The 12,095-nt window shown below is 71.6% G+C and carries 8 protein-coding genes; 2 read left to right on the top strand and 6 right to left on the bottom strand.

Translation table 11 applies throughout. From position 1 onward, the window contains the following. Positions 1 to 57: 57 nt before the first annotated feature. From gap to uvrC, 6 genes are all read right to left on the bottom strand, one after another. Positions 58 to 1,062, bottom strand: a complete 1,005-nt coding sequence (gap, locus tag ACWDSL_RS17490; RefSeq protein ID WP_450486228.1) for a type I glyceraldehyde-3-phosphate dehydrogenase — start codon at positions 1,060 to 1,062, stop codon at positions 58 to 60. A gap of 187 nt (positions 1,063 to 1,249) precedes the next feature. Continuing rightward, entirely contained in the window at positions 1,250 to 4,192 is a 2,943-nt protein-coding gene (locus ACWDSL_RS17485) for a M14 family zinc carboxypeptidase (RefSeq protein ID WP_450486226.1), read from the bottom strand. A gap of 172 nt (positions 4,193 to 4,364) precedes the next feature. Next, positions 4,365 to 5,354, bottom strand: a complete 990-nt coding sequence (gene whiA / locus ACWDSL_RS17480; RefSeq protein WP_089511332.1) for a DNA-binding protein WhiA — start codon at positions 5,352 to 5,354, stop codon at positions 4,365 to 4,367. Further along, entirely contained in the window at positions 5,345 to 6,364 is a 1,020-nt protein-coding gene (locus ACWDSL_RS17475) for a gluconeogenesis factor YvcK family protein (protein WP_450486224.1), read from the bottom strand. The genes whiA and ACWDSL_RS17475 overlap by 10 nt, the downstream gene beginning before the upstream one ends. Next, positions 6,361 to 7,299: an RNase adapter RapZ gene (gene rapZ / locus ACWDSL_RS17470; protein ID WP_450486222.1), complete on the bottom strand. Its 939-nt coding sequence runs from the start codon at positions 7,297 to 7,299 to the stop codon at positions 6,361 to 6,363. The genes ACWDSL_RS17475 and rapZ overlap by 4 nt, the downstream gene beginning before the upstream one ends. Then, positions 7,296 to 9,383, bottom strand: coding sequence for an excinuclease ABC subunit UvrC (gene uvrC / locus ACWDSL_RS17465; protein WP_450486220.1), 2,088 nt, complete (start codon positions 9,381 to 9,383; stop codon positions 7,296 to 7,298). Before uvrC ends, rapZ begins: the two co-directional genes overlap by 4 nt. A gap of 178 nt (positions 9,384 to 9,561) precedes the next feature. Between uvrC and ACWDSL_RS17460 the strand changes: the two genes are divergently transcribed. Next, positions 9,562 to 10,572 (top strand): LacI family DNA-binding transcriptional regulator, encoded by a 1,011-nt coding sequence (locus tag ACWDSL_RS17460; RefSeq protein WP_450486218.1) that lies wholly within the window; start codon positions 9,562 to 9,564, stop codon positions 10,570 to 10,572. 85 nt (positions 10,573 to 10,657) lie between these two features. Further along, positions 10,658 to 11,602 (top strand): carbohydrate kinase family protein, encoded by a 945-nt coding sequence (locus tag ACWDSL_RS17455; RefSeq protein WP_450486216.1) that lies wholly within the window; start codon positions 10,658 to 10,660, stop codon positions 11,600 to 11,602. The last annotated feature ends 493 nt before the right edge of the window (positions 11,603 to 12,095 follow it).

Raw genomic sequence — 12,095 nt, 5'->3', positions numbered from 1 at the left:
ACAGGGCCCGTACGACAGCGTCGTACCGGGCCCTGTCCTGGCTCATCTCGACAGCGGTCAGAGCTGGTTGCCGACGAAGACGGTCAGGTCGACGAGGCGGTTGGAGTAGCCCCACTCGTTGTCGTACCAGCCGATGACCTTGACCTGCTTGCCCTGGGCCATGGTCAGCGAGGAGTCGAAGGTGCAGGAGGCCGGCCAGTTGACGATGTCCGAGGAGACGATCTCGTCCTCGGTGTACTCGAGGATGCCCTTGAGCTGGCCCTCGGCGGCCTTCTGGAAGGCGGTGTTGACCTCGTCCCTGGTGACCTCGCGGTCCAGCTCGACGACCAGGTCGGTGACCGAGCCGGTGGGCACCGGGACCCGCATGGCGATGCCGTCCAGCTTGCCCTTGAGCTGCGGGAGCACCAGGGCGGTGGCCTTCGCCGCACCGGTCGAGGTCGGGATGATGTTCTCCGCGGCGGCCCGCGCGCGGCGCAGGTCCTTGTGCGGGAAGTCCAGGATGCGCTGGTCGTTGGTGTACGCGTGCACCGTGGTCATCAGACCCTTGGTGATGCCGAAGGCCTCGTCGAGGACCTTGGCCATCGGCGCGACACAGTTGGTGGTGCAGGACGCGTTGGAGATGACGTGGTGGTTGGCGGCGTCGTACTTTTCCTGGTTGACGCCCATGACGATGGTGATGTCCTCGCCCTTGGCGGGCGCGGAGATCAGGACCTTCTTGGCACCGGCGGCCAGGTGCTTCGCGGCGTCGTCGCGCTTGGTGAAGATGCCCGTCGACTCGATGACGATGTCGGCGCCGAGCTCCGCCCAGGGCAGCTTGGCCGGGTCCCGCTCGGCGAACGTCTTGAACGTCTGGTTGCCGACGGTGATGGTGTCGTCGGTGTGGCTGACCGCCTGCTTCAGCCGACCCAGGATGGTGTCGTACTTGAGCAGGTGGACCAGAGTGGCGTTGTCGGTCAGGTCGTTGACACCGACGATCTCGATGTCCGCACCCTGGTCCAGGAGCGCGCGGAAGTAGTTGCGTCCGATGCGGCCGAAGCCGTTGATGCCTACGCGGATCGTCACGAACCGATCTCCTCGTTGGTGTGCCGGTATGGACGCCGGCGAGCGTTATTGGATGTCCCCGACCGCATCCGACCCTACCGCTATCACGGGACGTACGTGACATTGGCACCGTCGGCCCGCGACCACTGAAAAGTGGTACGGACCGACGGCCTCGGTTTACCCATCAGTCACTTTCTGTCACGAATGGTCAACGCCGCAGCGCACGCAGCGCGGCCCCCACGAGCCGCGTCCGCTCGGCGGCGCCGGGGATGTGTTCCAGGCCGAAGCCGAGGAGCACGGTGTCCCGGGTGGTGACCGCGGCCGAGGTGTGGAACAGCTCCCGCGACCGGGTCCAGTCGGCGGAGTTCGCCGGGCTGCCGGCCGGCGCGCCGGGCACCGCCCAGGGGCCGAGCGCCGTCTCGAAGCCCTCCTGGTCCCGCTCGGCGCCGCCGACGACGAGCGCGGTGCTGTCGGCCAGGACGCCGAGCCCGCCCGTACCGGAGTCGGTCACATACGAGATGGACAGCTCGACCTTTTTGCCCGCGTAGCCGCTCAGGTCCACGGAGACGGGCCGCCAGCCCTCCGAGGAGCCGTTGAAGGCGTTCCACTTGCCCGTGGTCCCGCCCGCCTCACAAGCGTTCGCACCACGGGTCAGATAGTGCGCCAGGAACGGGTGCAGCGTCAGATAGCAGTCGTCCGGGGCGGTGGTGGAGGTGGCGCCATTGGCGTCGGGCAGGGTGGTCCAGTCGTCCTGGCCCACGGTGTGCGCCTCGACGATCGCATAGTCGTATCCGGGTTCGGTGTCATAGCTGAGCCGGAACCGCAGACTCGGCTTGTCGGCCGCGGCGTCCCCGGTCAGATCGACGGTGCGGGACAGCCGCATCCAGGAGCGGTCCCGGTGCAGCGCCGCCGCCATCCACTCGCCGTCGTACGGCTGGAACGGGCTGCGCGCGCCCGGGTAGTCGCCCGCGGCCGCGCTGCGGAACTGCGGGAACTGCTCCGGCGGCAGCGCGTCGGAGGTGACGGTGTACCCGCCCGCAGCGTCCAGGGGGTTGTCCGCGGCGTCGGCAAGGGTGGCGTCCGTGCCCGCGAGGGCACCGGCGCCCCGGAAGCTCGGCGGGGACGTCAGCGACAGACGGCGGTCGGCGCCCAGGTAGTACTGGCTGAAGTCGTCGGTGTCGGCCGGGCCGACCACGGAGCTGCCGCCCGCCCGCTCTCCGCTGGTGATGAGCTTGCCGCCCTCGTTGAGGAAGTCGCGCACCGCGAGCAGGGTCGCGCCGCCGGGCCGCTGGGCGCCGGTGTACCAGTACACGGTCTTGAAGTGGCTCAACACCCCCAGGGCGTGCGGCGCGCCCTGGGTGGCGACGTCCCATACGGCGGACTTGCGGCCGTTGTCGGCGAGCGCCTTGGTGTACGCGGCGGTGTGCCGGGCCGCGGTGGTGCCGCCCTCGTCGGCGATCACCAGGGTGTCGGCGCGCGGCCGCTCGGCGACGCGGTAGGTGAAGGGTTTGCTCGCGGTCGGCTCGCCCTTGGCGGTGCGGCCGGTGAACCAGACCTCCACCGTGTCGCCGGCGTCCGCGCCCTTGACCGTGGCGCGGTACTGGTCGAAGCGGATGTTGTCCTCGCCGCCGTAGGTCTCGCCGCCCTTCCAGGGCCCCAGCGGGGCGGTACGGGTGCGGCCGCCGTCGACGCGGTAGTTGAGCTTCTTGCCGCGCACGCTCTTGCGGGCGGTCACCGAGACCTCCTGGCCGGCGCCGCGGGCGTAGGAGGTGGTGAAGGCGTCCGGGGTGAAGTCGGGGGCGTCGATGCCGACCGGGGAGTTGGGCCGGTCGGGGTGTTCGGCGGTCTCGGCGACGGCGAGCGCGAACGGGATGTTCTTGGCGAACTCTTCCTGGATGAGCTTTTTGTCGTCCGGGAAGGTGAAGATGGACTCGCAGTCGCCGGGCAGCCAGGCGTCGTCGGGGTCGACGGCGGAGGCCGTCTGACAGGTCGACATCTCCGGGGTGAACATCATCATCCCGTTGACGTTGGCCGCGTGGCCGTCGGCCTCGCCGTTGGTGGTGTAGAGCTCGGAGGAGACCTGCGGGTGGTAGCCGGGGATCGCGGACTTCTCCGGGGTGCCGGCGAGGGACTTGTAGAGGATGTCGTCGGGGGTGGGGGTCGCGACCTGCCAGCCGACGCCGTAGAGCAGCAGTTCGGCGGCCGAGTGGTAGTTGATGCCGTACTCGAAGCCGATGCGCTTCTCGAAGGCGTCCAGCGCCTTGGTCTCCGGCTCGGAGCCGGGGCTCGGGCCGCGGTAGACCTCCTCGGCCGGGTCGGGGGACGAACCCTCGTTGTCGTAGCCCCACTTGTAGCGGAAGTTGCGGTTGAGGTCGACGCCGTCGCCCGTGGTGATCTTGCCGTCGCCGTCGTTGTCGCGCAGATTCTTGCGCCACTGCCGGTTCTCGGGGCTCTGGTGGGTGAAGTCGTAGCCGTCCGGGTTGGCGGAGAGGACGAACCACAGCTCCGTACGGTCCACGATCTTGGTGACGCGGTCGTCCTTGCCGTAGTTGTCGAGGTAGTAGTGCATCAGCCGGCGGGTCATCTCCGGGGTGATCCACTCACGGGCGTGCTGATTCGACATATAGAGCACCGAGGGCTTGGTGCCGTCGGGGGTACGGTCGGCGCCCTTGCTGAGCTTGAGGGCGAGGATGTCGTTGCCGCGCACGGTCTTGCCGATGCTGACGACCTTGGTCAGCCCGGGGTGCGCCTGGCCGGTCTCGACGATCTCCTGCTTGAGGCCGCCCTCGCCGCTGTACGGGCGGAAGACGCCGTCGCCCGCGGCCTTGACCCGGTTCACGGCCTTCCGGGAGATCTCCTTGCGGGTGAGTCGGACGCCCTGCCCGCGCAGCGCCTCCGCCTGCTTGCCGGTGAGGTAGAGCTCGGCCTGCCCGGTCCCCTTCCGCGGCAGCCGCTCGCCCAGCTCATGCCCGTCGGCTCCGGCCTTGAGCAGCAGCGGCACCTGAGCCCGGGTCACCTGGGCGGTCCATACCGACAGCCCCTCGTCGGCGGCTTGAGGCCGCGGCCTGGCCTGTGCCGTGGAGGTCGCCGCCACCCCTCCCAGCAGCAGCGAGGCCACCGCGATGATCGATCCGGCCTTGTGTCTTGTCATGAGCCCCCCTTGTCGCATCGGTCTTGTCCCATCGGTGCGCAGGCGCCTAAGACTTGTCACACCCCATGATCATGTCAATGCCATCGCAAGACCGTCATACGACACGAAAAGGGCAGCGAAAAACCCCCGGCTTCGCCGTGGAAGCCGGGGGCGGGAGAGGTCAGTCGTGCGGTCAGCCGACCATGCCCTCGGCCATCTCCTCGGTCAGGCTCGACTCCGTACCGGGGATCCCGAGGTCCTGGGCGCGCTTGTCCGCCATGGCCAGCAGGCGGCGGATACGGCCCGCGACGGCGTCCTTGGTCAGCGGCGGGTCGGCGAGCGCGCCCAACTCCTCCAGGGACGCCTGCTTGTGCTCCATGCGCAGCCGGCCGGCCGCGGCCAGGTGCTCGGGCACCTCCTCGCCCAGGATCTCCAGCGCGCGCTGCACCCGGGCCCCGGCGGCGACGGCGGCCCGGGCCGAGCGGCGCAGATTGGCGTCGTCGAAGTTGGCGAGCCTGTTGGCGGTGGCGCGGACCTCGCGGCGCATCCGGCGCTCCTCCCACGCGAGCACCGACTCATGGGCGCCGAGCCGCGTCAACAGCGCGCCGATGGCATCACCGTCACGGACGACAACGCGGTCAACACTGCGCACCTCCCGCGCCTTGGCGGCGATCTGCAGCCGGCGCGCCGCGCCGACCAGCGCGAGCGCGGCCTCGGGGCCGGGGCAGGTCACCTCGAGCGAGGAGGAGCGGCCGGGCTCGGTGAGCGAGCCATGGGCGAGGAAGGCCCCGCGCCAGGCGGCCTCGGCGTCACAGGTCGCACCCGAGACGACCTGCGGCGGCAGCCCGCGGATCGGCCGGCCGCGGCCGTCGACCAGCCCGGTCTGCCGGGCCAGCTGGTCACCGCCCGCCACCACCCGCACCACATAGCGGCTGCCGCGGCGCAGCCCGCCGGGCGCCATCACCACCAGATCGGAGGAGTGCCCGAAGATCTCCAGGATGTCTTTGCGCACTCTTCGGGCCGCGATGCCCGTATCCAGCTCCGCCTCGATCACGATGCGCCCGCTGACCAGGTGCAGCCCGCCCGCGAACCGCAGGATCGCCGAGACCTCCGCTTTCCGGCAGCAGGTGCGGGTGACGGGGAGCCGGGAGATTTCGTCCTTCACCGCTGCCGTCATCGCCATGGGCCGATCCTTCCATGCATCCGAAAAATACGGTCGTACGCGGCCGCCAGAAGCTCCGGGTCGTGTTTCGGGGAGCCGTCGGGCCTGGCCACCGGCGCCAGCTCGACCGTGCCGCCCAGCCGCTTCGCGGCGTCGCACAGACTGCTCTGGTCGGGGACGGCGGCCTGGTCGGCCAGCACCACGTCGAAGGCGAGTTTAGGGGCGTGTCGGGCCAAAACCTCCAAATGACGCTGCGGGGAGAAGCCGTCGGTTTCACCGGGCTGGGGGGCCAGGTTCAGTGACAGGACCCGTCGGGCCTTGGTGTCGGTGAGCGCTTCCAGCAGCTCGGGGACCAGTAGATGCGGAATCACGGAGGAGAACCAGGAGCCGGGGCCCAGCACCACCCAGTCGGCGTCCAGGACCGCCTCGACGGCCTCGGGGACGGCCGGCGGACCGCCCGGCACCAGATGGACCGACTGCACCTCGCCGGGGGTGAGCGCGACGGTGGCCTGCCCGCGCACCGTGGTGATCTCGTCCGGGTGGTCCGGGTCATGGCCGCGGACGAACGCCTGGAGCTCCAGCGGGACCGCCGACATGGGCAGCACCCGGCCGTGCGCGCCCAGCAGCTTGCCGACCAGGTCCAGGGCCTTGACATGGTCGCCCAGCTGCTCCCAGAGGGCGACGATCAGGAGATTGCCGACCGCGTGGCCGTGCAGTTCGCCCTCGCTGGCGAAGCGGTGCTGGATGACCCGGGCCCAGGTCTGGCCCCAGTCGTCGTCGCCGCACAGCGCGGCCAGCGCCTTGCGCAGATCGCCGGGCGGCAGCACACCGAGCTCATCGCGCAGCCGTCCGCTGGAGCCCCCGTCGTCGGCGACGGTGACGACGGCGGTCAGATCGCCGGTGATCCGGCGCAGGGCGGCGAGCGAGGCGGACAGCCCCATCCCGCCACCGAGCGCGACCACCTTGGGCTGCGCTCCTCTGCTGGTACGGGATCCGACCAGCCGCCGCAGCCGTCTGGTCCTGATCGTCACTCGCGCCCCATGTCACGGTGGACGATGACGGTCTCGACTCCCTCGGCGGCGAGCCGGGCGGCCAGCCGCTCGGACATCGCGACGCTGCGGTGCTTACCGCCCGTACAGCCGACGGCGATGGTCACATAGCGCTTGCCCTCGCGGCGGTAGCCGGCGGCGATCAGCTGCAGCAGTTCGGCGTAGCGGTCCAGGAACTCCTTGGCGCCGGGCTGGTTGAACACATAGCCGGCGACCTCCTCGTTGAGCCCGGTGAAGGGGCGCAGCTCCGGGACCCAGTGCGGATTCGGCAGGAAGCGGCAGTCCACCACCAGGTCGGCGTCGACCGGCAGCCCGTACTTGTAGCCGAAGGACATGACCGTGGCGCGCAGCTCCGGCTCCTCCTCGCCGGCGAACTGGGCGTCCATCTTGGCGCGCAGCTCGTGCACATTGAGGCTGGAGGTGTCGATCACCAGATCGGCGTCGCCGCGCAGCTCGCGCAGCAGGTCCCGCTCGGCCGCGATGCCGTCCACGATCCGGCCGTCGCCCTGGAGCGGATGCGGGCGGCGCACCGACTCGAAGCGGCGCACCAGGGCCTCGTCGGACGCCTCCAGGAACAGAACGCGGCGCTTGACGCTCTTGGCGGCCAGGTCCGCCAGGGACTCGCGCAGATTGTCGAAGAAGCGACGGCCGCGGACGTCCACGACCACCGCGATACGGGCCACATTGCCCTGGGAGCGGGCGCCGAGGTCCACCATGGTGGGGATCAGCGCGGGCGGCAGGTTGTCCACCACGAACCAGCCGAGGTCCTCCAGACACTTGGCGGCGGTGCTGCGGCCCGCCCCCGACATACCGGAGATGATCACCAGCTCGGGGATGGCCGTAGCCTCGGCGGCGGCGTCTCCGGGGGTGCCCGTATTCACCTGCGCTCCGTCTCCATGGTTCTCATGTTCGTTCATCTGTCCGTCCCCCGCGTCACTGATGACGCCACGCTTGTGGCCTCATCCTCAATGATCTCTCCTGTGGCGGTGTTCACCGCCGGGGCGGCCGGGGCCGCCGTGGCGAGGGCGGCCGCGACCGTCTCGGCCGTCTTACGGCCCACCCCCGGCACCTCGCATATCTGCTCGACCGTCGCGGCGCGCAGCCGCTTGAGCGAGCCGAAGTGCTTCAGGAGCGCCTGCCGACGGCTCTCACCGAGCCCGGGCACGGTGTCCAGCGGGCCGGCCTTCATCGACTTGGCCCGCTTGCCGCGCTGGTAGGTGATGGCGAAACGGTGCGCCTCGTCGCGCACGCGCTGCAGCAGATACAGCCCCTCGCTGCTGCGGGGCAGCACCACCGGGTCCTCGTCATCGGGCAGCCAGACCTCCTCCAGCCGCTTGGCGAGGCCGCAGACCGCCACATCGTCGATCCCGAGCTCGTCCAGCGCCCGCTTGGCGGCGGCGACCTGCGGCCGGCCGCCGTCCACGACGACGAGCTGCGGCGGGTAGGCGAATCGCTTCGGCTTACCGCTCTCGTCGATGGGCCCGGCGGGCGCCTCGGAGTGCCCGTCCCGGGCCTCCTCGGGGTGCCCGTTCCGGGCTTCCCCAAGGTCCCCGTTCGGGGCCGTCTCGCCGTCGGGCGCCGGGCCCCACTCGCCGGTGTCCGTCTTCTCCTGCAGATAGCGGCGGAACCGGCGGCCGACGACCTCGTGCATCGCGCGGACGTCGTCCTGGCCCGCGAAGCTCTTGATCTGGAAGCGGCGGTACTCGCTCTTGCGCGCCAGACCGTCCTCGAAGACCACCATGGATGCCACCACGTCCTCCCCCTGCAGATGCGAAATGTCGAAGCACTCGATGCGCAGCGGGGCCGAGTCCAGCTCCAGGGCCTCCGCGACCTCCTCCAGGGCGCGCGAACGCGTGGTCAGATCGGAGGCGCGCTTGGTCTTGTGCAGCGCCAGCGCCTGCTGCGCGTTGCGCGCGACGGTCGTCATCAGGTCCTTCTTGTCGCCGCGCTGCGGGATGCGCAGATCGACCCGGGAGCCGCGGCGGTCGCTCAGCCACTGGGCGACCGACTCGGCGAGCTCGGGCAGGGCGGGGACCAGGACCTCCTTGGGGACCGCGTCGCCCTTCTCCTCCCCGTACAGCTGCTGCAGCGCATGCTCGACAAGACCGGCCGTGTCCACGGCCTCCACCTTGTCGGTGACCCAGCCGCGCTGGCCGCGGACCCGGCCGCCGCGCACATGGAAGATCTGGACGGCGGCCTCCAGCTCGTCCTCGGCGATCGCTATCAAGTCGGCGTCGGTGGCGTCGGCGAGCACGACCGCGTTCTTCTCCATGGCGCGCTTGAGCGCCCCGATGTCGTCGCGGAGCCGGGCCGCCTTCTCGTACTCCATCTCCTCGGCGGCCTCCTGCATCTGCTGCTCCAGGCGGCGCAGATAGGCGCCGGTGCGCCCGGCCATGAAGTCGCAGAACTCCTCGGCCAGCCGCCGGTGCTCCTCGGCGGTCACCCGGCCCACACAGGGGGCGGAACACTTGCCGATATAGCCGAGCAGACAGGGGCGGCCGATCTGGGCCGAGCGCTTGAACACCCCGGCCGAGCAGGTACGCACCGGGAAGACCCGCAGCATCAGATCGACGGTCTCGCGGATGGCCCAGGCGTGGCCGTACGGGCCGAAGTAGCGCACGCCCTTCTTCTTGGGGCCGCGCATGACCTGGACCCGGGGGAATTCCTCGTTGAGCGTGACGGCGAGGGACGGATAGCTCTTGTCGTCGCGGTACTTGACGTTGAACCGGGGGTCGTACTCCTTGATCCAGGAGTACTCGAGCTGCAGCGCCTCGACCTCCGTGCTCACCACGGTCCACTCCACCGAGGCGGCGGTGGTGACCATGGTGCGGGTGCGCGGATGGAGATTCGCCAGGTCCTGGAAGTAGGAGGAGAGCCGCGGGCGCAGGCTCTTCGCCTTTCCGACGTAGATCACCCGGCCGTGCTCGTCTCGGAACTTGTAGACCCCCGGCGACTCGGGGATCTGTCCCGGCTTGGGGCGGTAGCTGCTCGGGTCGGCCATGGTCACCACCCTACTGGCGGGGAGTGACAGTCCGGAGCGGTCGGGCCGGGTGCGCCGCACGGATGTCGCGCGTGCGCGTAAACGTTTGCGTAAGCGTTTACGCGACGCCCGGAATGAGGTACGTTCCTGCCTCGACCCGCTCCTGGGCGACTGGCGGACAGTGAGGGGACAGTCACAGATGGCGACGATGGCTGATGTGGCCCGACGCGCGGGCGTGTCCGTGGCGACGGTGTCGCATGTGCTCAACGAGACCCGTCCCGTGCTCCCGGCCACCCGGCAGGCCGTGCTCGACGCCATCGACACCCTGGGCTACACCCACAACACGCTCGCCCGCTCCCTGGTCACCGCGCGCACCCGTTCGATCGGCCTGGCGGTCTCGGCGATCAGCAATCCGTACTTCACCGAGATCCTGCAAGGCGTCGAGGCCGGCGCCCTGGAGCACGGCTACGGCCTGCTCATCGCCGATCCGCACGACGACCCCGAACAGGAGCGCAAGGCCGTCCAGCTCCTCCATGAGCGGCGGGTGGACGGGGTGATCGTCGCCGCCTCCGCCGAACCCCGCGCGATGCTCGACTATCTGACCCGCCACCAGGTCCCCGCCGTCTTCCTCGACCGGCTGGTCACGGACGCCCACGACCAGGTGAGCGCGGAGAACGCCCAGCACGTCGAAGAGCTCGTCCGCCACCTCGCCGACCTCGGCCACACCCGCATCGGCCTGGTCGCGGGCGCGCCGGGGCTGAGCACCACCGCCGAGCGGACGGCCGGCTACCGGGCCGGGCTGCGGCTGCGGGGGCTGCCGTTCGACCCCGAGCTACTGGCCGACGGCGACTCCGAGGCGGATGGCGCGCGGGACGCCACCCACCGGCTGCTGTCGGCCGCCCGGCCACCCACCGCGATGGTCACCGCCAACAACGCGATGACCATCGGCGCGCTGCGCGCCCTGCGCGAGGCGGGCCTCGGCGTGCCGGACGACATCGCGCTGGTCTGCTTCGACGACTTCTCCTGGGCCGATGTGTTCTCGCCCCGGCTCACCGCGATCTCGCAGCCCAGCCGCCAGATCGGCGCCACCGCGGTCAGGCTGCTGCTCGACCGGCTGGCGGACCCCTCCCGGCCGCCGCGGACCGTCCGGCTGCCCTGCGCCTTTGTGCACCGCACCTCGTGCGGCTGCAAGGAAGCCGCGGAGCCGTAGAAGCGCCTGGCGGGGCCGTCCGCCAGCCTGCGAGCAGCAGCCGGCCCCGGGATCCCCATCCACCCACAACGTGAGGAACCGCCTCGTGATTGTCGTCGCCGGAGAAGCCCTGATCGACCTGGTGCCCGACCGCCCGGCCACGGCCGGCCCCGCGGCGGACCCGGCCCTGCCTGCGCTGCTGCCGCGGCGCGGCGGCGGCCCGTACAACACGGCGGTGGCGCTGGGCCGGCTGGGCTCGCCGACCGCCTTCTGCTCCCGGATCTCGACCGACGGCTTCGGCGAGGCACTGATGGGCGGGTTGCGCGAGGACGGTGTGGATACCGCGCTGGTGCAGCGCGGCGCGGAGCCGACCACGCTCGCGGTGGCCTCGATAGCCCCCGATGGATCGGCGGGCTACGGCTTCTACGTCGAGGGCAGCGCGGACCGTCTCTTCGAGCTGCCCGCGGCCCTTCCCGACTCGGTCGCGGCGCTGTCCTTCGGCACCTGCTCGCTGGTGCTCGAGCCGGGCGCGAGCGCGTACGAGGCGCTGCTGCGGCGCGAGGCGGCGCGGGGCGTCTTCACCGCGCTCGACCCCAACATCCGCACCGGCCTGATCCCCGACGCCGACGCCTACCGGGCGCGGTTCCGCGGCTGGCTGCCGCATGTCGGGCTGCTCAAGCTGTCGATGGAGGACGCGACCTGGCTGGCCGGCGCCCAGGACCCGGCGGCGGCCGCCCGCGAGTGGCTGGCGGCGGGCCCGGCGGCCGTGGTCCTCACGCACGGGCGGGACGGCATCAGCGTCCTCACCCGGGGCGGGGGCGGCTGCGCCGTCCCAGGCGTACAGATCGAGGTCGTGGACACCATCGGGGCGGGCGACACGGTGAACGCCGCGCTGCTGCACCGGCTGGCGGCGCATGAGGCGCTGTCGGTGGACGCGGTGGCGAAGCTGGACGAGGCGGCCTGGCGGGATGTGCTCGGCTTCGCGGCGCGGGCCGCCGCCGTCACCTGCTCCCGGCCGGGCGCCCAGCCGCCCTACGCGGCCGAGCTCTGACACGCGGGGCCCTCGGGGCCTCGGGGGCCCCGGGGTCATTGCGGCCCCGCAAGGCTCCGCGCGGGACTGGGAGCACCGTGGCCGGCCGAGCTCTGGCCCCTGGGGCCTCGGGGCCCCACGGCCCCCGCAAGGCGCTACGAGGCGCCGTGGAGGCATCGCAAGGCGCGTGTCTCCGCAGCACTCGCCGCTGCCCGCCGCCCCGGCGGTACCCGGCGCCCGGCCTGTACGCCGCGGCCGCGCGGCCGCGGCGGCCCCCGCCCGCAGGAACCGGCGCCGAGTCTCCAGCCCGCAGCCGCAACGGGTGGGGCGCGGCGGGCGCCCGCGACCCAGGCCCGGGAGGGCCGGCGGCTTGGGGCCCGGGAGGGCCGGCGGCTTGGGGCCCGGATGGTGCGGTCCGGCGCCCGGTTGGCGCGCGGCGAGACGGCCGGGGGCATGGCGGCGGCGCAGGCCGTCGGCCCGCGACGGTGGCGGCCGGCAGCACCTGCCGCGCGCG

It is taken from the genome of Streptomyces sp. NPDC000941 (assembly GCF_053599555.1).
Note: the sequence above shows the minus strand (reverse complement) of the source record. Positions and strands in the feature narration are given on the sequence as shown.